Origin of the sequence: Sulfitobacter sp. PR48 (assembly GCF_028807335.1) — a bacterium.
Classification (GTDB): domain Bacteria; phylum Pseudomonadota; class Alphaproteobacteria; order Rhodobacterales; family Rhodobacteraceae; genus Sulfitobacter.
Map to the genome: position 1 here is coordinate 46,603 of NZ_JARAMM010000012.1, position 23,727 is coordinate 70,329.

At 59.2% G+C, this 23,727-nt stretch carries 26 protein-coding genes; 18 read left to right on the forward strand and 8 right to left on the reverse strand.

Annotated elements, in window-relative coordinates; translation table 11 throughout:
- Positions 1-13 precede the first annotated feature (13 nt).
- The 8 genes from PVW51_RS16350 (at position 14) to PVW51_RS16385 (ending at position 4,127) form a co-directional block, all read left to right on the forward strand.
- Positions 14-148 carry a hypothetical protein gene (locus PVW51_RS16350; protein WP_263481059.1) on the forward strand — a complete coding sequence of 45 codons (135 nt, stop codon included), beginning with the start codon at positions 14-16 and terminating at the stop codon, positions 146-148.
- Between the two features lie 149 nt (positions 149-297).
- Positions 298-723 carry a c-type cytochrome gene (locus PVW51_RS16355; protein WP_037929512.1) on the forward strand — a complete coding sequence of 142 codons (426 nt, stop codon included), beginning with the start codon at positions 298-300 and terminating at the stop codon, positions 721-723.
- Positions 720-1,316, forward strand: coding sequence for a DsbE family thiol:disulfide interchange protein (locus tag PVW51_RS16360; protein WP_037929514.1), 597 nt, complete (start codon positions 720-722; stop codon positions 1,314-1,316). The genes PVW51_RS16355 and PVW51_RS16360 overlap by 4 nt, the downstream gene beginning before the upstream one ends.
- Positions 1,313-1,825, forward strand: coding sequence for a TlpA family protein disulfide reductase (locus PVW51_RS16365; RefSeq protein ID WP_037929516.1), 513 nt, complete (start codon positions 1,313-1,315; stop codon positions 1,823-1,825). The genes PVW51_RS16360 and PVW51_RS16365 overlap by 4 nt, the downstream gene beginning before the upstream one ends.
- 82 nt (positions 1,826-1,907) lie before the next feature.
- A complete protein-coding gene (locus tag PVW51_RS16370; protein ID WP_037929519.1) occupies positions 1,908-2,198 on the forward strand; it encodes a hypothetical protein in 291 nt (96 codons plus the stop codon).
- Positions 2,198-2,902 carry an SCO family protein gene (locus PVW51_RS16375; RefSeq protein WP_037929522.1) on the forward strand — a complete coding sequence of 235 codons (705 nt, stop codon included), beginning with the start codon at positions 2,198-2,200 and terminating at the stop codon, positions 2,900-2,902. Before PVW51_RS16370 ends, PVW51_RS16375 begins: the two co-directional genes overlap by 1 nt.
- The gene (locus PVW51_RS16380; RefSeq protein ID WP_081855445.1) at positions 2,899-3,390 is read left to right on the forward strand and encodes a hypothetical protein; all 492 of its coding nucleotides are present in this window, start codon (positions 2,899-2,901) and stop codon (positions 3,388-3,390) included. Before PVW51_RS16375 ends, PVW51_RS16380 begins: the two co-directional genes overlap by 4 nt.
- Positions 3,387-4,127 (forward strand): cytochrome c biogenesis CcdA family protein, encoded by a 741-nt coding sequence (locus PVW51_RS16385; protein ID WP_037929528.1) that lies wholly within the window; start codon positions 3,387-3,389, stop codon positions 4,125-4,127. The genes PVW51_RS16380 and PVW51_RS16385 overlap by 4 nt, the downstream gene beginning before the upstream one ends.
- Here PVW51_RS16385 and PVW51_RS16390 read toward each other — a convergent pair.
- The 5 genes from PVW51_RS16390 to PVW51_RS16410 all read right to left on the reverse strand — a co-directional run bounded on the left by PVW51_RS16390 (position 4,124) and on the right by PVW51_RS16410 (position 10,030).
- Complete coding sequence (locus PVW51_RS16390) at positions 4,124-5,233, reverse strand: permease (RefSeq protein ID WP_037929531.1); 1,110 nt, start codon at positions 5,231-5,233, stop codon at positions 4,124-4,126. The two genes, PVW51_RS16385 and PVW51_RS16390, sit on opposite strands and share 4 nt — an antisense overlap.
- Before the next feature lie 86 nt (positions 5,234-5,319).
- Positions 5,320-6,045: a MauE/DoxX family redox-associated membrane protein gene (locus PVW51_RS16395; protein WP_037929534.1), complete on the reverse strand. Its 726-nt coding sequence runs from the start codon at positions 6,043-6,045 to the stop codon at positions 5,320-5,322.
- A 61-nt stretch (positions 6,046-6,106) separates the two neighbouring features.
- The gene (locus PVW51_RS16400; protein WP_037929537.1) at positions 6,107-6,976 is read right to left on the reverse strand and encodes a DUF305 domain-containing protein; all 870 of its coding nucleotides are present in this window, start codon (positions 6,974-6,976) and stop codon (positions 6,107-6,109) included.
- 107 nt (positions 6,977-7,083) lie between these two features.
- The gene (gene cueR / locus PVW51_RS16405) at positions 7,084-7,503 is read right to left on the reverse strand and encodes a Cu(I)-responsive transcriptional regulator (RefSeq protein ID WP_037929540.1); all 420 of its coding nucleotides are present in this window, start codon (positions 7,501-7,503) and stop codon (positions 7,084-7,086) included.
- Between the two features lie 19 nt (positions 7,504-7,522).
- Positions 7,523-10,030, reverse strand: a complete 2,508-nt coding sequence (locus tag PVW51_RS16410) for a heavy metal translocating P-type ATPase (RefSeq protein ID WP_067293079.1) — start codon at positions 10,028-10,030, stop codon at positions 7,523-7,525.
- 138 nt (positions 10,031-10,168) lie between these two features.
- On the opposite strand from PVW51_RS16410, the gene PVW51_RS16415 reads away from it, so the two are divergent.
- The 10 genes from PVW51_RS16415 to PVW51_RS16460 all read left to right on the forward strand — a co-directional run bounded on the left by PVW51_RS16415 (position 10,169) and on the right by PVW51_RS16460 (position 18,604).
- Positions 10,169-10,378 (forward strand): heavy-metal-associated domain-containing protein, encoded by a 210-nt coding sequence (locus PVW51_RS16415; RefSeq protein WP_037929722.1) that lies wholly within the window; start codon positions 10,169-10,171, stop codon positions 10,376-10,378.
- A 280-nt stretch (positions 10,379-10,658) separates the two neighbouring features.
- The gene (locus tag PVW51_RS16420) at positions 10,659-10,967 is read left to right on the forward strand and encodes a hypothetical protein (protein ID WP_232367722.1); all 309 of its coding nucleotides are present in this window, start codon (positions 10,659-10,661) and stop codon (positions 10,965-10,967) included.
- A gap of 73 nt (positions 10,968-11,040) precedes the next feature.
- Positions 11,041-11,262 carry a hypothetical protein gene (locus tag PVW51_RS16425; RefSeq protein WP_223865963.1) on the forward strand — a complete coding sequence of 74 codons (222 nt, stop codon included), beginning with the start codon at positions 11,041-11,043 and terminating at the stop codon, positions 11,260-11,262.
- The gene (locus tag PVW51_RS16430) at positions 11,262-12,722 is read left to right on the forward strand and encodes a TolC family protein (protein ID WP_067293082.1); all 1,461 of its coding nucleotides are present in this window, start codon (positions 11,262-11,264) and stop codon (positions 12,720-12,722) included. Before PVW51_RS16425 ends, PVW51_RS16430 begins: the two co-directional genes overlap by 1 nt.
- An 11-nt stretch (positions 12,723-12,733) precedes the next feature.
- Positions 12,734-14,092 (forward strand): multicopper oxidase family protein, encoded by a 1,359-nt coding sequence (locus PVW51_RS16435; protein ID WP_224557742.1) that lies wholly within the window; start codon positions 12,734-12,736, stop codon positions 14,090-14,092.
- 46 nt (positions 14,093-14,138) lie between these two features.
- Complete coding sequence (locus PVW51_RS16440; RefSeq protein ID WP_037929554.1) at positions 14,139-14,855, forward strand: copper-binding protein; 717 nt, start codon at positions 14,139-14,141, stop codon at positions 14,853-14,855.
- A 109-nt stretch (positions 14,856-14,964) separates the two neighbouring features.
- Positions 14,965-15,498 carry a cupredoxin domain-containing protein gene (locus tag PVW51_RS16445; protein ID WP_009820144.1) on the forward strand — a complete coding sequence of 178 codons (534 nt, stop codon included), beginning with the start codon at positions 14,965-14,967 and terminating at the stop codon, positions 15,496-15,498.
- Positions 15,499-15,506: 8 nt separating this feature from the next.
- Positions 15,507-16,811: an ABC transporter transmembrane domain-containing protein gene (locus PVW51_RS16450; protein WP_009820143.1), complete on the forward strand. Its 1,305-nt coding sequence runs from the start codon at positions 15,507-15,509 to the stop codon at positions 16,809-16,811.
- A 14-nt stretch (positions 16,812-16,825) separates the two neighbouring features.
- Positions 16,826-17,266, forward strand: coding sequence for a c-type cytochrome (locus PVW51_RS16455; RefSeq protein WP_009820142.1), 441 nt, complete (start codon positions 16,826-16,828; stop codon positions 17,264-17,266).
- A gap of 96 nt (positions 17,267-17,362) precedes the next feature.
- Positions 17,363-18,604: a sialidase family protein gene (locus PVW51_RS16460; RefSeq protein WP_037929566.1), complete on the forward strand. Its 1,242-nt coding sequence runs from the start codon at positions 17,363-17,365 to the stop codon at positions 18,602-18,604.
- 43 nt (positions 18,605-18,647) lie between these two features.
- Here PVW51_RS16460 and PVW51_RS16465 read toward each other — a convergent pair whose 3' ends face one another.
- Genes PVW51_RS16465 through PVW51_RS16475 form a run of 3 tightly spaced genes read right to left on the reverse strand, consistent with a single transcriptional unit; the run spans position 18,648 to position 23,670 of the window.
- The gene (locus PVW51_RS16465; protein WP_274576111.1) at positions 18,648-21,803 is read right to left on the reverse strand and encodes an efflux RND transporter permease subunit; all 3,156 of its coding nucleotides are present in this window, start codon (positions 21,801-21,803) and stop codon (positions 18,648-18,650) included.
- The gene (locus PVW51_RS16470) at positions 21,800-23,236 is read right to left on the reverse strand and encodes an efflux RND transporter periplasmic adaptor subunit (RefSeq protein ID WP_274576113.1); all 1,437 of its coding nucleotides are present in this window, start codon (positions 23,234-23,236) and stop codon (positions 21,800-21,802) included. The genes PVW51_RS16465 and PVW51_RS16470 overlap by 4 nt, the downstream gene beginning before the upstream one ends.
- Positions 23,233-23,670, reverse strand: coding sequence for a FixH family protein (locus tag PVW51_RS16475; protein WP_224557737.1), 438 nt, complete (start codon positions 23,668-23,670; stop codon positions 23,233-23,235). Before PVW51_RS16475 ends, PVW51_RS16470 begins: the two co-directional genes overlap by 4 nt.
- Positions 23,671-23,727: the final 57 nt, after the last annotated feature.

The window sequence follows — 23,727 nt, forward strand, 5'->3', positions numbered from 1 at the left end:
AAGGATGAAGTGCATGATGATGGATGGTGGAATGATGGGTGGCGGCATGATGATCGCGATGGGACTGGTTTGGTTACTCTTCGTGGCGGTGCTGGTGCTCGCGGCAATCGCCTTGGTCAAATACATCCGCTCGGACAGCGGAAAATAGAAATGCGCCAAGATGCGGAATGAGGGCGACAGCAACGGCGACGGCCTGTTGTCGATGGGGATTGGTCTGGGGGCGTCCGTCCTGCTTGTCGTGGCATCGATAGTCGCACTCTCGTTGTATTTGGATAGCCAGAAGAAGGCACAAGCGACATGAAAATTACCATTAGGCTCGCAGCACTTTTGCTGGCTGCAACGGTCTTGCCCGTTTCGGCGCAGGATGACTCGCTCGCGGGCGAACGCCTTTATCAGGAGAATTGCGCCAGTTGCCATGGCGCAAACCTGGAGGGGCAGCCCGATTGGCGCTCCAGATTGCCGAACGGCCGGTTGCCTGCCCCGCCGCATGACGCCTCGGGCCATACTTGGCACCATACGGACCGCGTGCTTTTGGACATCGTGAAGCGCGGAACGGCGGCGATTGTCGGGAATGGCTATGAAAGCGACATGCCCGGTTTCAAGGAGGTGCTGACGGATGAAGAGATCACGGCGATCATCGATTACATCAAGAGCACATGGCCCGATCGGATCCGCGCTTCGCAGGAAAGCCGTACCCTTGCGGATGAGCAGGTGCAGCCATGACGCAAGAGGTCGTCAGCAAAATCGACCCCGTACCGCGGCGCAGGATCTCCGGGTTTGTGCTGGTGCCGCTGATAGCTTTTGCCCTCATGGTCTTGTTCGGCTGGGGGCTTTTCAGGGGCGGCGACGACTTGCCATCGGCGCTTCTCGACAAACCTGTGCCGGAGTTTGCGCTTGCTCCGGTGCTCCGCCGCGAGGAAGGTCTTTCGACGCAGGACCTGATCGGCCATGTCTCGCTGGTGAACGTCTTTGCCTCGTGGTGTGTGCCCTGTCGGGCCGAACACCCGCTGTTCATGGAGCTGAGCGCCACCGGTGAGGTGCCGCTCTACGGGATCAACTACAAGGACCCACCCGAGCAGGCGCGCGCCTGGCTCGACGAATTGGGCGATCCCTACGCGCGCATCGGGGCCGACATCGACGGACGTGCTGGCATCGAATGGGGCGTTTACGGCGTGCCCGAAACCTATGTCATCACGTCCGACGGCACCATTGCCTACCGCCATGTCGGCCCCATCACGCGAGCGATTCTGGAGGAAACCCTTTTGCCGATCGTCCGTGATCTGAAAACCCAAGCTGGCAAGGAGCCAACGCCATGAAATATCTCAAAACGGCGCTGCTCGTCTGGGCATTGTCCGTCGGCACGGCGTTTGCCGGGCCGCAAGGCTTCGCACTGCACGACACGCCGCAGCCGGTGATCAATGTGCGCTTCGAGACCGAGGACGGCAGCCGTGGGGACATGGAGGATTTTCGTGGCAAGGTGATCCTCGTGAACGTTTGGGCAACCTGGTGCGTCCCCTGCCGGGAAGAGATGCCGACGCTGGATGCACTTCAGGCGGAACTTGGCGGCGACCGTTTCGAGGTCGTCGCCCTGTCCATCGACAGGGCCGGGTCGCCCGTCGTGCGGCGGTTCTACGACGAGATCGGTGTCAACAATCTCAAGATGTATGTCGACAAGACCATGCTGTCGATGACCGCGCTGCGCACCGTCGGTCTGCCGACAACGATCCTGATCGACGCGCAGGGGCGGGAGCTTGGGAGACTGGTCGGCCCGGCCGAATGGGATGATCCCGAGATGGTCTCCTTCTTGCGAGGCTTTATCGAATAAGCGCCCCTGAAAGAGCGCCGCCCGCCCTTGACCGCCCAGTTATCAGAATGACCAGTACTCAAACTTCAGAAGGATTTTCCGGATGACCGACATATCATCTTCCAACGATGCGGGTGCCGCCGACATCGAAAGCGCAGGCAATTGGCCCCGGTGGTTGACGCGCAGACGACTGCTGTTCGTCGGTGCGGCAACCGTTATGGGCGGCGGCATGGCGCTGAACTGGGGATGGCTCACCGCGATCGGTCTCGCGCCTGTCTTGGTTTCGCTGGCACCCTGTGCCGCGATGTGCGGGCTTGGTCTGTGCATGAAGGGCGGGTCTGGCGGGAAATGCGACGATGCGGGTGGTGGCAAGCCCCATCAATCCGAAAGGTGATGCAGTTGATTGTCTATCTGACCCGGCGCGCCGCCTTGGCGACATTTGCGGCCACGATCTCCTTTCCGGCCTCCGCCGATCATCCGGGTGAAAATCTGGATGCGCGGATGTTCGAGATGGAGCCATACTTCCAGGCCATCGACGCAGCACAGGCCCCGGATTTCGAGTTGCAGGATGCGGAGGGCAATCCTGTGCGCTTGGCGGATTTCAGCGACAAGGTCGTCATCCTGCATTTCATCTACGCCAACTGCCCGGACATCTGCCCGCTCCATGCGGAAAAGATCGCGGCGGTCCAGGCTTCGATCAACGACGGGCCGATGAGGGATCTGGTGCAATTCATCTCGATCACAACCGATCCCGTGAATGACACGCCTGACGTTCTGCGCGGGTACGGGGACCGGCATCGGTTCGATCCGACCAACTGGGTCATTCTGACCAAACGGCCTGATCAGGCTGACGACGCAACGCGCCTTCTGGCGCGGAACTACGGGCTGGAGTTCACGATAGCGGACGACAGCGACATGATGATGCACGGTGCGGTCACCCATGTCGTGGATATCGGGGGGCGGTTTGCCGCAAAGTTCCATGGCATGGAATTCAAGAATGTGAACCTGATCCTCTATGTCAGCGAGTTGATCAACAATGCCCAGCACCGACGCCGGGAACGCGGTTGGTGGGACCGGCTGACGGGGGCGTTTCAATGAGTAATGCTGCGATTGGCGTCATGCAGTCCGCGCCGGATAGAATTTCCCTGACAGCACTCCGTCGATATTTTTCGGTGATCATCCCGGCTAATCTGATCTGGGAGTTCGCCCACATGCCGCTCTACACGATCTGGAACGAGGGCACCTGGGGTGAGATCGCCTTCGCCGCGGTTCATTGCACGGGTGGCGACATCCTGATTGCCATGAGCGCGCTGATGCTTGCCTTGATGCTGACCGGCCGCGGCTGGCCCTTCGTGGCGCCGACACGACGATCGGTGACCGTCCTGACAATATTGTTCGGTTTGGGATATACGCTGTTCAGTGAATGGCTCAACATCGTGATCCGCGCGGCTTGGGCCTATTCGGACCTGATGCCGATCATTCCGGTCCTCGATGCAGGGTTGTCGCCGGTACTGCAATGGATCGTAATCCCGCTGATTGCCTTCTGGTGGGCATCACGGCCCTTCAGCGGACATGGTAACGCATGATGGATATTTCCGGCATCGGCATCGTCGCGGCGTTTCTGGCGGGAGCCATTTCGTTCCTGTCGCCCTGCGTCCTGCCGCTGGTGCCGGGCTATGTCTCCTATATTGCGGGCCAGCCGGATTTGCGCACGACACGGTCGGTCGGTCTGCGGGCACGCGCCGGGGCACTTGGGCTAAGCGCCTGTTTCGTTTTGGGATTTTCCACGGTCTTTGTCGCGTTGGGTGCCGGGGCCAGCGCGCTCGGGTCGCTGCTTCTGTCCTGGCGCACTGAGCTCAACTATCTGGGCGGGGCGATCATCATCCTGTTCGGACTGGTCATGCTGGGTGCCTTCCGTCTGGAAGCGTTCTCGCGTGACACCCGCTTCACACTCGACATTCCGGGGGGTCGCCCGCTCGGAGCCTACGTCCTGGGCTTGGCCTTCGCGTTTGGATGGACGCCGTGCATCGGACCGATCCTTGGCGCGATCCTGACACTCAGTTCGACTTCCGGCGGCATGTCGGACGGCATTTGGCTGCTGTCGATCTATTCCGCCGGGCTAGGCGTGCCGTTCCTGCTGGCCGCGCTGTTCACCGACGCCATCGCCGCGCGGGTCAGACAGATCGGCAAGGCCGGTCGCTGGCTCTACAAGGGCGCAGGCGTCGCCATGATCATCATGGGCGTTGCCATCATGACCGGCCAATTGTCCCGGTTTGCCTACTGGCTTCTGGGAACCTTCCCATTCCTGGCTTCAATCGGTTAATTTTCCTTGGCGTTTCTGAGGTGAAGCCAGATCAGTATTGCCCCGATGACGAGAAATATCAGGTTGAGGAAGAACGTGTAGTCGATGCTGAACCGGACCATTTCCTGAAGCGAGGGCCGCTCGGTCGGGATCATCCCTACGAGAGCAAACAGGTAATGCACCGTAATTCCCGCAGCGACCATGCACAGGTACAGCAAGCCTGAAAGATAGAGCGCATACTGCCAGCCATAATACTTTGCGTGCACCCATATCACCGTGGCAGCAACAAGATCGGCTCCGAGAAAGGCGATCACGCCTCCGAACGACGCATCACGCGACCAGAGCATCGCGGCCAGGGGGACATTGCCCATCGACCCGATGAAGGTGAAGAAAGCGACGACCGGTGCCACCAGCGCGTTTTCGAGAACGATCAGGAAGCCCGGCGCGTCCTGCGCACCGCCATCTGCGACCAGGAAGATCGCGTTCCAGAAGCTCTGCGGCACAAAGACGGAAATGAATCCCGCGACCGTGAAGCCGAAGAGGATCTCCTTCCAGACCATCTTCCATTCCATGAAGAAAACGCGGGCGATCCGGTCCCATCCTTCGCGGGACAGCAGTTTGTCGCGGAACGATCCCTTCATGGTCTGGTCGGTGTCCATACCTTCGTCGGACTGGGCCTTCTCCGCATGCTCTTTTTCGCTTTCGACAAACGACCTTGGAAGCCACATCAGGGAGAGGGCATAGGCGTAGATCGTCATCAGGATGCCAAGCAGGAAATTCGCCACCATGAATTTCCAGCCCAGCAGGACCAGAAGGACGATTCCAAGCTCGATCACCAGATTTGTCGATGAAATCAGGAAGGCGATCGAATTGACCGGATGCGCACCTTTCACGAGGATCGAACGCGACGCGGCAAGAGCCGCGAAGGAACAGGACGACGACACGAAACCAAAGGAGCCGGCAATGCTTGGCTTCCTGGCACCACGATCACCCAGAACACGCGCCATCTGATCCCGTGTCACGAAGATTTGGATGCCTGCGGAGATGATATAGCCGAAGATCAGCGCCCAGAGCGCCTTCCAGAGCATGCCCGCCCCGGTCGTGAATGCTTCGACTATCTGGTCCATTCAGCTTGACCTTTTTCGCAGTGCTGTCTGACCTGCGCACCTGTCGGGAGAACGGGTCTGAGGGATGTGAAAAAGGCACCCGCCTTTCAGCCGATCAGATAGACCCTGATCGGCATCCAAATCCCCATGACCATCATCATCAGGTTCTCCGTGAGCGAGACAAAGCCAAGCGGCACATTGCTGTCACCGCCGACACAGGCGCATTTCAATTCACGCTTGTCGATATAGACCGCCTTGAAAACCGATACTGCGCCAACAGTGCCGATGAACAGGGCCACCGGTGCCGAAAGCCAGGTCAGCGCCCCGGCGACCATGAGGATGCCTGCGAACGCCTCTCCGAACGGATAGATCTTGCCATATCGCACCCACCGACGCGCCAGCAGGTCGTAGTTCAGGAACATGGTCGAAAAGCTTTCGACATCCTGAAGTTTTTGTACGGCCAGAAAGCACATCGAGATGGAAATGAACCATTCCAGGGCGCGCAGGGTAATAATGGTCTCGAAGCTGTACCACGACAAACCGAGCGCCATCAGGAACGCGACGGCAAAGATCGCAATCACCGGCTGATAGGATGTGTCCGAGCGTTCGTCTTCGGGCGCATCCATGCCGAAATGGACCCGAAGGTCGTCATATCCGCCGATCCGCTCGTCGCCGATCCAGGTTTGCGGGGTGGTTTCGACGCCGTGCTCTTCCATGAACGCGTCGGTTTCCTCACGCGTGGTCAAAGGGTGATCCTTGACTTCGAAACCCTTGCGCTCCAGCAGGTCCTTGGATTTGAGCCCATAGGGACAGAGGTGGTCGGGCATCACCATCCGGTAAAGCTTGGCTGTCTGGGTTGTGTCTCTTGGCAGGTCATATCCTCCGTTTCAGGGTTCAGGCGTCGCAGCCATAATAGCCGCGATAGCCTGCCCGCAGGCCGGCATCGAGCTCGAGCACGAGGTTGGCGTCCTGCACTTCACCACTGTTTTCCAGCGCCGCAGCCCCGTCCGGCGCACTGAGGGCCACGGACATTCCTTCGGTGCGCAGGGTGCCGGTTCCGTCGGTTGAACCAAGACGCACCAGATCGCCGCTGATCTTTGCCAGCGCCGCCGGGGCGCCATCGATCTGTCCTGCGGCAAGCACAGGTTTGCTGGTCGCGGTATACTTGAAGGTGCAGATGGCCCCATCCGGGAAAAGCTGCGCGATCTCGTCGCCGGTCAGGAATTCCAGATCGAGGATAGCGATTTCGGCGGATGAAAGCGCCTCGTTCAGATCGACGATGCGGGCCGGACCATCCGGGCTCTCATCGGCCGCGTCACCATTCGCGTCGATGTCATTCACCAGATACCGCATCTCGGCGATTTCCTTGTCCTGGGCAAAGATGATCTCGTCAGCCAGTTTGCGCACCCGCGGGTCAGAAATGTTGGCGCGGCTCGACGTCATGATCGCGATCGAATGGTGCGGGATCATCGCGCGCATGTAGCTGGTATCGCCAACGGTTACCTGGCTCCGGACCAACCAGAGGGATCCGGCAAACACCACAGCGCCGCCAATGAAGATGGCAGCGTTGATCGCCTTGCTGGAGTACATCGACAGCATGAAGCCCAGCATGATGATCGACATTGTGGCCCCCATCAGCACGGCCATATAGGCGCGTGTTTCGGACCAGAAGATATGGCTCAGCAGATAGGTGTTGAGATACATTAGGATGAACATCACCACCGTGGATGTGGCGATCATCGCGAAAAAGCGTATGTATGTCATTGGAAACCTCCAGTCTCGAAAAATTGATGTCCTATAGAAGGAACAACATTGCTGCGCTGGAATGTTCCGTAGTTTTCGGGAAAGTTCGGCTTTTGCAGACGTCAGAGCTATCCGGACGCCTTGCTGATACTGCCCGCCTTTTGTTCCATCGCCAGATCGGCCAAGATGGGGCAATCGGGGCGGTGATCACCCGCGCATGCATCCACAAGATGCGACAGCGTCGCGCGCATTTCGGTTAGTTCAGCGATCTTGCTGTCAATCCGATCAAGATGCTCTTCGGCAATCTGCTTCACCTCGGCACTGGCGCGGTCAGTATCGGCATAAAGCTTCAGCAGGCTCCGGCAATCCTCGATGGTGAACCCAAGGGCCCGTGCCCGGGCGAGAAAGGCCAGCTTGTGCACGTCGCTTTGCCGAAAGCTGCGATAGCCATTTGAACTGCGCAGCGGTTCGACAAGACCGATGTCTTCGTAGTAGCGGATCGTTTTGGCGGGAAGGCCGGAAAGGTCGGCCACATCTCCGATGTTCATAATCGTTTCCTCCTTGAGTTCATTCAGCTGGAATCGGGGATGCCGAGGCTTCGGAGACGGGGCGCGCCGTTTCGTCCATCGCCGGGCGCACGCGGCGCAGCCGCAGCGCATTCGTCAGCACGAAGACAGAGCTGAGCGCCATCGCACCTGCTGCCAGAACAGGTGAGAGCAGAAGTCCTGACACCGGATAAAGCACGCCCGCCGCAACCGGGATCAGGGCGACGTTGTATCCAAATGCCCAGAAAAGGTTCTGGCGGATGTTGCGCATGGTGCTCCGCGACACCTCGAGGGCGTTCACGACGCCGCGCAGATCGCCGGACATCAGCACCACATCTGCGGATTCGATGGCCACGTCGGTGCCGGTGCCGATAGCGATACCCACGTCCGAATGGGCGAGCGCGGGTGCGTCGTTGATCCCGTCGCCAACGAACGCGATGCGCTGGCCGGTGCCCCGCAGATCGTCCAGCGCCGCCACCTTGCCGTCGGGCAGAACGCCCGCGATCACATGGTCTATCCCGGTTTCGCGGGCGATAGCCTCTGCCGTTTCGCGCTTGTCACCGGTGATCATGGCCACCTTCAGTCCCTGTGCGTGCAAGGCGCGGATTGCAGCGGCGCTGGACGGCTTCACCGGATCGGCTACCGCGATGACGGCGGCGACACGACCGTCGATTGCCGCGAAAAGTGCGGTGCGGCCCTGTTCGGCCAGTCGGCGCTCCTCGTCGGCCAGGTCGCCGATCTTCAGCCCCTCGCGGGTCATCAGGCGGTCGGCCCCGACAAGCACCTCGCGGCCCGCCACCCTGGCCCGCACGCCGTAGCCGGTGATGGATGCGAAATCCATGACGTCATGCCGCGCGACGCCCTCGACCTTTGCCGCGCGCACGATTGCCTCGGCGATCGGGTGTTCCGATTGCGCCTCGACAGCGGCGACCAATGCCAGCACCTCGGCGCGGTCAAAGCCGTCCGCAAGCACGAGATCGGTCAGTTCCGGGCGGCCCTGGGTAACCGTTCCGGTCTTGTCCAGCGCCACAACATCCACGCTGGATAGCTGTTGCAAGGCATCGCCCTTGCGAAAGAGCACGCCCATCTCGGCGGCACGTCCCGTGCCGACCATGATCGACGTCGGCGTGGCGAGCCCCATCGCGCAGGGGCAGGCGATGATCAGCACGGAGACGCCGGCCACCAGCGCAAAGGACAGCGCGGGCGAAGGACCGACCAACAGCCAGACAATCACCGTCAACAGCGCCAATGCCATGACCGCGGGCACGAACCAGAGCGTGATCCGGTCCACCAGGCCCTGGATCGGCAGCTTGGCGCCCTGTGCCTCTTCGACCATCCGGATGATCTGGGCCAGTGTCGTGTCGGCACCCACACGCGTCGCGCGGAAGTGGAAGGCACCGCTGCCGTTGACGGTGCCGCCGGTGACGGGATCGCCCACGGATTTGGCGACCGGCACCGGTTCGCCGGTGATCATGCTCTCGTCGACACGGGCACTGCCTTCGGTCAGTTCGCCATCCACTGCAATCCGCTCGCCGGGGCGCACGATCAGAATGTCGCCCGCGACGATGCGGTCGATGGCCACATCCTGCGGCTCGCCGTCAACCAGCACACGGGCTGTCTTGGCCTGAAGGCCGAGCAGTTTCTGTATCGCAACCCCGGTCCGGCCCTTCGCGCGGGCCTCCAGCCAGCGGCCCAGAAGGATCAGCACCACGATGACTGCCGCCGCCTCGAAATAGACCGCGCGCGATCCCGCGGGCAGCAGCGTCGGTGCGAAAAGCGCCACGAGCGAATAGATATAGGCCGCCGATGTGCCAACCGCGACAAGACTGTTCATGTCCGGCGCGCCTTTTAAAAATGCCGGGAAACCGCGTGTGTAAAACGTACGTCCCGGCCCAAACAGGACAGCCGTGGTCAACACGAACTGGATCATCCAGCTGGCCCGATGGCCAATGGTGTCGCCGATCAGACCGTGCATGCCGGGGATCAGATGTGCGCCCATCTCGAGCAGGAACACCGGCAGGGCGAGGGTCGCCGCCACGACTGTCCGGCGCGCCAGATCCCGCGCTTCTTCGTTCTTGCGGGCTCCTGCGTCTTGCGATGAACTGTCTTCGGCCTGCGTGGCGGGGTAACCCGCGTCGCTGGCCGCCTTGATGAGGTCGGCAACCGCGACCGCGCCCTCCAGGTAGGTGACCGTAGCGGTTTCCGATGCCAGGTTGACGTTCACGTCCAGCACGCCCGGCAGCACTGCCAGAGCCTTGTCCACCCGACCGACGCACGAAGCACAGGACATGGATGCGATGTTCAGACGAACGCTTCGGGTACGGGCCGGATACCCGATCTCATCAAGGGTTGTCGCAATTTCGGCAATGCGCTCCGGTGCGTCGATCTGCGCCTGGGCGGTCTCGTTGGCGAGATTGACGCGGACATTGCTGACCCCCGGCAGAGCCGTGAGGCCACGTTCCACGCGCCCGACGCAGGAAGCGCAGGACATGTTTTGCAGCGAAAGCTGAAGGGTGCGCGGATCCGACATGAGAATCTCCTTGATCTGATCCTCCTATAGATAGGGCCTCCAGTTACAGGAAGGTCAACAGCCATGTTGAGTAAAATTCTGGCCATTGACCTTCCCATGCAGGAACGCCTTACATGCATGTCTTCAAAGGAGACTGCGATGTTCAGATTCAGCGTACCGAACATGAGTTGCGGCCATTGTACCGCTTCTATCCAAAAGGCCATCATGGCTGCCGACCCGGATGCAACGGTTTCGTGCGATCTGACTGCACGTATCGTCGACGTCAACAGCACCCTGGGTGAAACTGCATTGGCCGCAGCGATCCGCGATGCGGGCTACAGGTCTGAGAAGCTGGCAGAGGTTCAGTAGCCAAGATGCGTCAGCAACGCTCTGCTGAACGGAAATAGCGGCTCTCTCTATGTCGCTGATATGCAACATTCTCTGACAGCAGCGGCCAAAACTCGCCGGTTTCAAAAAAAGCGACGAACCTTCCTGCGCAGGACGGATTGACTGTACTGCATGGGTATCCGATGTTCGCGGCATGAGCTTTCGAGTTTTCATATCAAGCTGGTCAAGGGCGTTTACGTGCATTGCGTTTGCGCTGGCATTGGTATTGTCACCACCTTCTGCCGCTCACGCGGCGTCCGGCATGCATGACGGACATCAAGCCAAGTCTATTGTTGTCGTTGGTGCCGCCATGACTCATGACACCGGAAGCGATGCGCATCACGCGCATGAGAAGCTTAGGGTCGCAAGCGACATCGCAGCGTCCGACAAGGATGGCAAAGAGCAACAATCCCAAGAGTGTTGCAACGGTATCTGTATTTCTGTCGTCTTCCTCGAAGACACCAAGATCGAAGCAGAGCCGGTTGGTACAAGTGAATATGTCATTCTCGACGGTCAAACGTATTCGGTGGAAACAGCAGGGTTCCTGCGGCCCCCTCGATTCCTGATCTGAACCGACGCCCAAAACGGGTGTGAGCCTTGCGCAGAGTCTGCGTGAGACAACGTTCATCAATCAGGTTACGTTCATGAAAATTCATCTACTTATGGGGGCTTCGGCCCTCGGGCTTGGCGCATGCGCCTATGAGCCCACCCCGTTGCCGTCCGTCGCGACCCAACAGGCCGTCGCCAACACGGCAGTTTCATCGCTGATCAGCTATCAGGACCCCTTGGCGGGCTACACCTACCGCGGCCCCACAGGTCCCCGCGACTGGCGTTCCGTCAATCAAGAACAGACGGAGGGCAACTGATGCGGGTATCGAAGTTTCCGCTGGTTTTCGGCTTTCCGCTAATCTTGGGTGCCTGTGCTGCAGCTGTACCGGGCATCTACACGGAACCAAAAGCTGGCTTCGCCAACATTTCCAGCCAGGTCACACCAGCCATCGGCAAACGGACAGCCTTCGCCGAAACCCAGGCCGAAAACGAGGCCTTGAAGAAGCAGGTGCACGCAATGGTGCACCGCAAGACCATTTCGGCGGACACCGCCGTTCAGGTCGCGCTTCTGAACAACAAGGGATTGCAGGCGTCTTATGCAAATGTCGGCCTATCCGCCGCTGAGGCCTGGCAGCAATCGACCCCGGAAAATCCGATCGTCGCAATCGGTATACTGGGCATCGGTGCGCCCGAACTGGGTGCCTACAGGGCGATCGAAGGACTGATCCGGTCGAACGTGCTCGATGCCACCACTCGCAAGCAGCGTACGGCCATTGCAGACGCAAATTTCCGGCAGGCTCAACTGAGCGCCGTGAACGACACGCTCGCACTGGCCAATCAGACGCGGAAGGCATGGGTCGATGCCGTAGCTGCCTTCGAGGCCGTGAGCTATCTGCGCCGCGCGAAAGCGACCTCTGACGCCGGATCGGAATTGGCTATGAGGCTGGGCGAGACCGGCGCGCTGAACAAAGCCGGGCAGGCCCGTGAACAGGCCTTCAATGCCGAACTCGCCGGACAACTTGCCCAGGCACGCTTGAATGCTACCCGGTCCAAGGAGCAGCTGACCAGGCTCATGGGGCTGTGGGGCACCGAGGTCGACTATTATGTTCCCGATGCCCTTCCTGCGCTGCCGCGTTCCGTCGGCCGTGTGACTGACATCGAAGCGAAAGCATTGCGAAATCGGGTTGATCTGCGCGTTGCCAAACTTGGCCTGGAAGCACAGGCCAAAGCGTTTGGTCTGACTGATCAGACTCGCATTATCAGCGATCTCGAATTCATTGCCGGGTTCGAAGCGGAGCGGGAGGTTGAGGACGGAGAAACGGAGACCGTAACCACCCCTCAGGTGGAGGTGGAGTTCGCAATCCCGATCTACGACACCGGCAAGGCCCGGATGCGCAAGGCGGAATTGTCTTACCTGCAAGCAGCCAACGTGCTGGCAGAGAGAGCTGTCAATGTCAGGTCCGAAGCGCGTGGCGCTGAAGCCTCCTATCACGCCGCATATAAGATCGCCCGCCACTATCGCGACGTTCTTGTGCCTCTACGCACGACCGTCGAAGAAGAAGGGCTGCTGTCTTATAACGGCATGATCACCAACACTTTCGAGCTGCTGACAGATGTGCGCGAAAAACTTGGCGCATCGCTGGAAGCGGCAAACGCAAAACGCGAATTCTACATGGCACAGGCTGATCTGACCGCTGCGATCTATGGCGGTGGCGACGGCGGTGGTGCTGGTGGAGAAGGCGCGACACTTGCCGCCGGTGGCGGCGCAGGACACTGAAAGGAACTGACATGTTGAACAGACGTCAATTACTCGGAGCCGGCGCGGCAGGTGCAACGCTGGTCTCTTCGAAAGCCTGGGGTCAAACCCTGAACATGGGTTTGCCCGAAGCCGCGCAGATGGACAGTGCGGCTACGGCGATCACGGCGCGTCCCAATTCCGGGCCGGACTACACACCTGTGGTCACATTGAACGGGTGGACCCTGCCGCACCGGATGAACAACGGGGTGAAAGAATTTCACCTCGTGGCCGAACCGGTAGAACGCGAGCTTGCCGACGGCATGATCGCGCATTTGTGGGGCTACAACGGCCAATCCACCGGCCCGACAATTGAAGCTGTCGAAGGCGACCGGGTGCGCATCTACGTCACCAATAAGCTGCCGGAAGGCACAACGGTACACTGGCACGGGCTGATTCTTCCGTCGGGCATGGATGGGGTCTCCGGGTTGAGCCATCCCAGCATCCCACCAAGCAAAACCTTCGTCTATGAATTCGACTTGGTGAAGTCCGGAACGTTCATGTACCACCCCCACGGCGATGAAATGACCCAGATGGCGATGGGGATGATGGGCATGTTCGTGGTCCACCCCAAGGATCCCACATTCATGCCGGTAGATCGTGATTTCCTGATCATGCTGAACGCTTTCGACATCGATCCAGGGACCTATGTACCCCGCATCATGACGATGACGGATTTCAACCTTTGGACCTGGAACAGCCGGATCTTCCCCGACATCGATCCGCTGGTCGTGAACAAGGGCGACCGGGTGCGAGTGCGGGTTGGGAATCTTACGATGACGAACCACCCGATCCATATGCACGGCTATGACTTCAAGGTCACCTGCACGGATGGCGGCTGGGTGCCGCCTGAAGCACAGTGGCCGGAGGTGAGCATCGACATTCCCGTAGGTGCGATGCGCGCCTACGAATTCACAGCTGATCATCTGGGTGATTGGGCGATCCATTGCCACAAATCTCACCATACGATGAACGCTATGGGCCATGACGTGCCGACGTTCATCGGGGTGAACAAGAAGCCGCTGACCCAGAAGATACGTCAATTCCAGCCGGAATACATGCCGATGGGCATGTCCGGCATGGGGGACATGGCAAAAATGGAAATGCCGCTGCCTGACAATACCATCCCGATGATGACGGGTTGGGGCCCGTACGGACCCATCGAGATGGGCGGCATGTTTTCGGTCGTGAAGGTGCGAGACGGCATCGACGCGGACGATTACTCCGATCCCGGCTGGTACGAAAATCCTCCGGGCGAGATGGCCTACGAATGGACCGGCGAATTACCCGAATTTGCCTCCAACAACAGCCCCAAGACCATTCTCACACCGAAACCAACCTCGAAGGGCTGAGCGGCCCTTCGTCAACTCCAACCAAACCAACCTACAGGACAATAAAATGAGAAATCTTCTTTTGACGACAAGCTTTGCGATCGCGTTATCAGCACCGGCCTTTGCTGCAGGTACACACGACGGTGGGCATGGGGAGAACAAGCCGGCCGCAATGATGGTCGGCATGCCGGGTGACGCCGCCAAGGTGGATCGTACAATCGACGTCACTTTGCTCGAAAACGATGAGGGCCAGATGCTGATCGAGAGTGAGCCGATGGATATCAAGGAGGGCGAAACCATCCGCTTCAACATCACCAACAAGGGTGAGCTGGAGCATGAATTCGTCCTCGACACGGTAGAGCGTAATGCCGAGCACAAGATCGAAATGGCCAAGATGGACATGGAACATGACGATCCGAACCGTATCCGTCTCGATGCGGGCGCCTCGGGCGAGGTTGTCTGGACTTTCGCAAATTCTGGCACATTCGAAGCAGCGTGCCTGATCCCGGGCCACTACGAATCGGGAATGCACCGTGAGGTCGCAGTCGGTGACCAGATGGCTCAGGCTGACGTGGAATACACAAGCGGCACCATCAAGAAAATCGACGCAAAGGCCGGCAAGGTCACAATTATCCACGGCCCTCTCGTCAACCTGGATATGCCGGCAATGACCATGGTGTTCCGCGCCGACGAGGCGATGGTGGCCAAGATGGCGGAAGGTCAGGACATCGAGTTCGTTGCCGACCGGGTCAAGGGTAAACTGACCGTCACGCAGATGAAGTAACTACTAACAATGGGGCCGGGGGTAAACACTCCGGCCCCATCGCCTTGATCGCTTAGCCCAAGCAAGCAAGAAGATCCCATAAAATCAAGCGCTACGGAGGTAGCCGAGCATGAAGAATTTCCTGAGAACCTGCACCATCGCCCTTGCGCTTGTCCTTCCGGCTTTTTCAGTGGGCGCTTCCAGTGGCAAGGGCCAGCAGCCTCACGCGCGAGCCTTCGAAGTGCCTGGCCATGATCCGATCGGGAAACCCGGTGATGGCTCCTCGATCGACAGGACGATTGAAATATCCATACGGGAGACGGAAAGCGGCTACATGCTTTTCGAGCCGGACGCGATCCAGATTGAAAGCGGCTCGGTTGTCCAGTTTTCAATCAGAAATACCGGCGCATTGGATCACGAGTTCTTTCTCGGTTCCTTTGACGAGGTCGCAAAACATCAGCAATGGATGCGCGAACATCCCGATATGCAGCATGACAGCGCCAACTCGGTTTCGATCCCAAGTGGACAAAATGCCGATTTGATCTGGGAGTTCTCCGATGTGACCAACCTGGAGTTTGCATGCTTGATACCCGGCCACCGGGAGGCGGGCATGTGGGGCGTCATCATCGTCCACGATCACCTCGCGCCGAAATCCAAGGGTTAGACTTTTCCATGTCACTCTTGGAAAGGTATCACTTGTTTGTACATAACGTATCTGCCGCGTTCGGATACGACTACAACGATGCCACGCCAGACTGGGTGCATCCGTTCATTCATCTCATACTGGTCTTGGCGCCCGCTCTGCTGATTAGTGTCGGCTCATATCTTGCTATTCGCGGCGTTCTGAAGCTTTGGAGGCACCTTCGCACGCCTGCGTTCCACCAAGAGCCCATACGAGGGCTCGAAAGAAGTCTTTTCAGCACCGTCTTGCGCTATTCAAGAAGGCAGCAGGCATTGATGATCGTGGTTAGCCTCATCGCGATGCCTATTCTCTATCTAACCCTGGAACTGCCAAAACAGATCGTGAATAACGCCCTGGATTCAGACCGTTTCCCGGTTGTCGTTCTGGGACAAGACCTCGATCAGGTCGGTTTCCTCATACTTCTTTGCGGTCTCTATCTTCTGGCGATCATTCTGAATGGGTTAAACAAATATGGCCTAAACGTCTTCAAAGGGTATGTCGCGGAGCGTTTTCTGCGGCGCTTCCGCCTGCTGGTCTATCGGCAATGGCGCAGCGATCCAGACTCCCAAAACCAGAGCGAAATCGTCCCTATTCTCGCGCAGGAAGTCGAGCCCATAGGTGGCTTTGCGGCAGATGTCCTTACGCTGCCAATCCTGCAAGGCGGTACGCTTTTGACGATCCTGTTTTTCATGTTCGTTCAGGACCCTGTCTTGGGTGCCGCAGCACTGACCGTACTGCCAATTCAGCTCGTGCTGCTGCCCAAGCTGCAGCGCCGGGTCAACGCGCTTTCGCGCACCAGGATCAAGGAAGTCCGACAGCTTGGCAGGCAGCTGAGCGATCAATTGCGCGAACGTCAGGTCAATCCTGCCGGGCTGCTCCCAGCGAGTGCAAGCTTCAGAGAGCTTGAGCACGTGCGCAGGAAGATCTTCCGCCTGAAGTTCTTCATCAAGGCCCTCAACAATTTTCTGACCGCGCTGACGCCATTCCTGTTCTACTCTTTGGGTGGATATTTTGTCATCGAAGGTCGCATTACACTCGGCGCGTTGGTGGCCGTCCTGGCAGCACACAAGGACTTCTCGGCACCGCTGAAAGAGCTCTTCAGTTACTATCAGACGCTGGAAGACACGCGGATCCGGTACCAGGAAATCACGACCTTTTTCACTGGATCGATTCAGCGATCGGGGAAAGCTCAGGCAGACAACCCCAAGCTGGAAGAGGTCAGCCAATTCGAGGAAGCTACACTGAGTTACCCGGCTTTGTCTGTGAAGAGACAGGGGGCGATCGCAACATCATGAAGGAGTCTGATAGAATGAGATGTGCAGCGATATTTTTTGCTCTGGTCGCCGTTGCTGCGGCGGGATGGTATTTCAAGCAGCAGACCGACTCCCAAACGGGCACCCAAACCGGCGAAAGCATGGCGCTTCCCGCAGGCGCACTTGCAGCCGTCAATTTGCCCTCCAGTTTTACAGAGCAGGAGCAAATCGGCGCAAGCGCTTATGATGCGGTATGTGCCGCCTGCCACGGCCTGAACGGGCAAGGCCAGGATGGCATCGCTCCACCGCTTGTTCACAAAATCTATGAACCGAGCCACCACGGCGACATGGCGTTTGTCCTCGCGGCGCAAAATGGAGTTCGGGCGCATCATTGGAAATTTGGTAACATGCCAGCGGTTGAAGGCGTGACGCGATCAGATATTCTCGATATCGTGGCTTACATTCGTGTATTGCAGCGTGCCAACGGGATAAACTGAGCCGTTTCGACGGACAAAAGGGTGGGATTTGGTTCCCGATCAACTACCAATGGGTTCGCCGCAACATGGCCACGACTAGTGGGGATAATTCTCTGTATGAGTAAGTGTCTCGCTGCATCGATCCTGATCCTTGCTGCATTTTTCAGTTCTTTCCCTGCAACTCATGCCGAGGAAACCGCCCTCTTCAGATTGACCGACCGTGCAGCACCGGTCGGCATCAGTGCCCGTGAACCATCACTTGCAACCTTGCCGGATGGCCGGATCATATTGAGCTGGACAGAAGAAAACGGAGCCGAAGCGGAAGTTCGCATGGCCATACTCGATGGCAGTGAGTGGTCGGACGCTCGCACAATTCATAAATCGTCAAAGATTTACATCAACTGGGCCGATTTCCCATCGGTAGCGGTACTGGCCGATGGTGGACTGGCGGCACAATGGCTGAAACTGAATGGGGAAGGTGACTACCAGTATGACGTCAATATCGCTTTTTCCATGGATGAGGGCAGAAGCTGGACGGAACCGCTTATTCCGCACGATGACAGATCTCAACGCGAGCACGGTTTTGTTTCGTTAATTCCCGATCAGTTTGGCGGGTTGACGGCGCTGTGGCTGGATGGCCGGGAGTATGACAATCAGACAGAAGGCGAAAGCTTCGAGAATGCGATGCAGCTGCGCGCGCGACAGGTCGACTCTGACGGAGCGATGAAGCCAGAAAGCCTGTTGGACGCGCGCGCTTGTACTTGTTGTCAGACGTCCGCAGCGCGGACCGCCTCGGGCGATTTCGTGGCGGTCTATCGTGATCGAACCGCCGAGGAAATCCGCGATATTTCGATTGTCCGATCTATCGGAGGGGAATGGACGCAACCCCTCACTGTTCACAACGACGGATGGGAAATTGCCGGCTGCCCCGTAAATGGCCCAGCCATTGATGCGATCGGCGACAAGGCAACCGTCATCTGGTTTACTGCAGCATCAGACGAACCGAGGGTTCGTATTGCCTTTTCGGACGATGGAGGAATGCAGTTCGACGAACCGCTCCGCCTCGACCTCGGCGCGGCCTCGGGTCGGGTCGATGTTCTGCAAATGCTGGATGGAAGCGTTTTGGCACTCTGGATGGAATATGTGAGTGGCGGTGAGGCGATCGTTCTGTGCCATGTATCCCGTGGTACCGGATGCGCCGCGCCCCAGGCTCTCTACGTCAATCGGGGTGCTGGATCGGTCGGCTTTCCGCGAATGACACGCGGAGAAGCCGGTGCATTTGTGGCCTGGACCCAACCGACAGGAGCTTCAGACAGAAGCACCACAGTCCGCGTGGTCGAAGTTGCGCTGGCGCCATGAATTGCAGCGACCATTTGAATGTGCCCGTTCTTCCTTAATTCCGCTACACCTGCTCTGCGGCCCGGTCGAGAGGCCAATGATCCGCGGCGACAGTTTTCTTCAGGCTCCAGCCCTTGATGATACCGTAGACCGCCGGAATCACGATCAGGGTCAGTAAGGTGGACGACACCATCCCGCCGATCATCGGGACGGCGATGCGCTGCATGATTTCAGAGCCTGTGCCGTGCGCCCAAAGGATCGGCATCAGGCCCGCCATGATCGCTACAACCGTCATCATCTTGGGGCGCACTCGATCTACTGCACCCACCATGATCGCGGCGTAAAGTTCGTCGCGGGTCAGGTCCCGACCGTCCGCGCGGTCACGCGCTTCATTCAACGCCTGATCGAGATAGATCAACATGATCACCCCGGTTTCAGCCGCCACCCCGGCCAGCGCGATAAACCCGACGGCCACCGCAACTGACATATTGAAGCCCATGAACCACATGAGCCAGATGCCACCTACCAAAGCGAAGGGCAGCGACAGCATCACGATCAAGGTTTCCGTCAGGCGGCGGAAGTTTAGGTAAAGCAGCAGGAAGATCAGCGCCAGTGTCAGCGGCACAACGGTGGCCAGCCGCTGTTTCGCACGTTCAAGATATTCGAACTGGCCGCTCCAGCCCAGGGAATAGCCAGGTGGCAGGGTGACGGAGGTCGCGACTGCCGCTTGAGCTTCCGCCACGTAGCCGCCTAGATCGCGTCCGATGATATCGACGAAGATATAGACGGCAAGCTGTCCGTTTTCGGTCCGGATCGAAGTGGCGCCACGGGTGCGTTCGATGGTGGCCACATCTCCCAGCGGAATGGTGCCTCCGTCCGGCAGTGCAACCTGAACCTCACGCCCGATGGCCTCCGGATCTGACCTCAGGGTCGCCGGATAACGCACAGCGACGTCGTAGCGCTCGCGGCCCTCGACGGTCTGCGTGATCGCCTTGGCTCCCAGGGCCATGCCGATCACCTCTTGCACATCCTGCACCGACAGGCCGTAGCGGCCAAGCGCCGTACGGTCCGGGGTGATGTCGAGGTAATAGCCGCCGATCACCCGTTCGGCATAGGCGCTGGTCGTTCCGGGCACCGTGCGTACCACGGCTTCGACCTCGCGGGCGACCTTTTCCATCTCGGTCAGACTCGTGCCATAAACCTTGATGCCCACCGGCGTGCGGATACCGGTGGATAGCATGTCGATCCGGGCGCGGATCGGCATGGTCCAGGCGTTCGATACGCCGGGAAATTGCAGCGCGGCGTCCATTTCCTGCCGCAGGCTTTCGGTGGTGACACCGGGGCGCCACTCTGCCTCGGGTCGTAGCTGGATGATGGTTTCGAACATTTCAGTTGGCGCGGGGTCTGTGGCAGTCAATGCACGTCCCGCCTTGCCGAACACCGACAGCACCTCGGGGAAGGTCTTGATGATGCGGTCCTGTGTTTGCATCAACTCTGCCGCCTTCGTCACAGACAAGCCGGGCAAAGTCGTCGGCATATACATCAAGGTGCCCTCGTTCAGGACAGGCATGAACTCCGACCCCAGCTGCCGCGCGGGCCAGATCGTAACGATCAAGGCGAACAGCGCCACGATGATGGTGAGGCTTTTGGCCTTCAGCACCGCGCGGATGATCGGGCGGTAGACGGCGATCAGCGCGCGATTCACCGGATTCCTGTGTTCAGGGATGATCCGGCCGCGCACGAAGACCACCATCAGCGCAGGCACCAGCGTCACCGACAGGAAAGCAGCCGCCGTCATCGAAAATGTCTTGGTATAGGCCAGGGGGCCGAACATGCGTCCCTCCTGTCCTTCCAATGCAAAGATCGGCAGGAAAGACACGGTAATGATCAGCAGACTAAAGAACAGCGCCGGGCCGACCTCGCTTGCGGCTTCGATCAGCACCTCGATGCGGGGCTTGTCGGGGGCGGCACGTTCCAGATGCTTGTGCGCGTTCTCGATCATCACGATGGCGGCGTCGATCATCGCGCCGATGGCAATCGCAATGCCGCCAAGGCTCATGATGTTGGCACCGATCCCGAGAAATTTCATTGCGGTGAACGCCATCAGCAGACCCACCGGCAGCATGATAATAGCCACAAGGGCAGAGCGGACGTGCAGCAGAAAAATGATCGTGACTCCGGCCACGACGAGACTTTCTTCGAGAAGCGTGGTTTTCAGCGTCTTGATCGCCGACAGGATCAGGTTGGACCTGTCATAGACCGGTACGATGTCGACCCGGTCAGGCAGGCTTTGAGCCACCACGCCCAGTTCTGATTTGGCGTTTTCGATCACATCCAGTGCATTGGCACCCACCCGTTGCAGCACGATGCCACTGGCGACCTCGCCCTCACCGTTCAACTCGGCGATGCCGCGGCGTTCATTGGGGACGATTTCGACCCGCGCGACAACTTTCAGGTTGATCGGCACCCCGCCGATACTGCGCAGGGTGATGTTGCCGATATCCTCGGTTCCCGCCAGATAGCCCCGCCCGCGCACCATGAATTCAAACTCGGACAGTTCGACCGTGCGCCCGCCGGTGTCCATGTTGCTTTCAGAGATCGCCTTGCCGATATCGGACAGAGTGATCCCCTGCGCCCGCATCCGCACCGGATCCAGAGTGACCGAGTATTGCTTGACGAAGCCGCCGACGCTGGCCACTTCGGACACGCCCTCGGCGCGGCTTGCACCATATCGGACGACCCAATCCTGCAACGACCGCAATTCCGCCAGCGACAGATTTTCCCCGGTGATCGCGTATTGGTAAACCCAGCCAACCCCGGTCGCATCAGGCCCAAGCGTGGGCGTCACGCCGTCGGGCAGCCGAGCGGCGGCGGCGTTGAGGTATTCCAGAACGCGGGACCGTGCCCAATAGGGGTCCACACCGTCCTCGAAGATAATGTAGACAAAGGAAATGCCGAAGAACGAAAACCCGCGCACGACGCGGGATCGCGGCACCGTAAGCATCGCCGAAGTCAGCGGATAGGTGACCTGATCCTCGACGACCTGCGGAGCCTGGCCCGGATAATCGGTCAGCACGATCACCTGCACGTCTGACAAATCGGGAATAGCGTCGATCGGCAAGTTGCGCAGTGACCAGACCCCTGCGGCGATGATCAGGGCCGTGGCGAAGAACACGAGAACAAGGTTGCGGGCGGACCATTCAATGACACGCGAGATCATTCGCCTGCCTCCGGGGCAGTCAGCGCAGCCAGGGCTGCGTTCAGGTTGCTTTCCGCGTCGATCAAAAAGGTAGAGGTGGTGACAATGCGGTCGCCCTCCACAATGCCTTCAAGGATTTCCACCATCCCAGCTGCCTGCCGCCCCAGCACCACATCCTGCGGAGCGAATTTCCCCTCCCCCAGATCTCTGATCACCACCTGACGGTCGCCGGTGTCGATCACCGCCGTTTCCGGCACCTGCACCACGGGCGCACCGTCGCCCGTCGCCAAAGCCACATCAGCGAACATGTTGACAAGCAAGCGACCCTCAGGGTTGGACAGGTCGACGCGGACGCGTGCCGTCCGGGTCTGCATATCGACCTCAGGGTAGATCTTGTCGATAACGCCGTTGAAGGTCTCGCCCGGCAGGCCTGGAAAGGTGATCGTCGCAGCGTTTCCATCCGAAAGACCCGCGAGCGCAGATTCCGGCACGTCCGCGATGACCCAGACAACCGATGTATCGGCAATACGAAACAGCGTTTCTCCAGCCTCGGACATCATGCCTTCGACGGCCATTCGTTCCAGAACCACGCCCGACCGCGGTGCCATCAGGCTGATTTGCACCGGCGTACGCCTTTCCGCCGCGATCTTGTCGATCACTGACACGGGAACACCCAGGTTTGCCAGCCTTTGACGGCTGCCTTCCACGCGCCCTTCACCACTTCGCAGGTCCGAAACATACTGTGCGGCCGCCGAGACGATATCCGGAGAATAGAGCATCGCCAGCGGTTCGCCTGCTTCAACGATTGATCCGGTCGTTACATCCTCAACTTCTTCGATGAACGCATCCGCACGCAATGAAATGACGCTGACTCGACGGTCGTCCAGCGCGACGATCCCCGGCGCACGCACCGTTGTTGCCATGGGATCAAACACCGCAATTGACGTACGCACGCCCGTGCGTTGCAGCTTGCCGGGAGATACGGTCACTGATCCGGCATCGCTTGCCTCGTCGGCATAGACGGGCAGGTAGTCCATCCCCATGGAATCCAGCTTTGGCACCGGCGACGTATCAGGCAGGCCCATCGGGTGGCGGTAGTAGAGTAGGGTTCGTTCGACACTCTCTGCCTCTAGGGGCGTGATCGCCTCTGGATCAAACGATACGTCTTCGCTCGCCAGGACCGGTAAAAAGGACTTTCCATCGGCAGTCTCGGTCGGCGTAGCGGACCATTCGGCGAGACCGTCAGGGTGTCGGTAGTAGATGACCGGGCCTGTCGGCGTTCGGGTTGCGGCTGGCATTGCTTCAGCTTGCCGTCCCATCAGCGCGGTGAATTTCGTCTGCGCCACATTTGCCAGCATAGCAGGCGTCCAACCCTTGACGCCTGCCGCGAGGCCCGCCCATCCAGCCGCGCCGCCAACCACGCCGATAAGCACTAATTTGCCAAAGACGCTCATGGCAGCACCTCGAGCACGATTTGCGCCTGAACAGTTTCAGGTTCACCCTGCACCTTGGCCGCAACGGAAAACCGCCAGTTTCCGTCCATCGTCAGATCGGCGGAAAAACGATATAGACCCGGCTCTTTGCCAGGCAGCGCCACGACTGTCGAAGTCATCGTCTCCATGCCGTCCGGCTCCATATCCAGCCTTGTAGCAAAGATGACGGCGCCTTCGACGGGCGCATTGGTCCGGGTATCAATCAGACGAAGCTCCAGAACCGCGCCGTCTCCGAAGGGATAGGTCGTTTCGATGAGAACGAGGTTGTAATCAGATGCAGCCGCCTGTGCCATCGGCACGGAGAGCTGGGTCGCGACCACGAGGGTCGCAAGAAAGGTGGGGATATAGCGGAGCATGATACGCCTATTTTGACGGGCAACAGGAACGCCAGCCATCGTATCGACCCTGAGTCTATACGTTACATCGGCGCGTGGATTTTGGTGCGAAAGGCA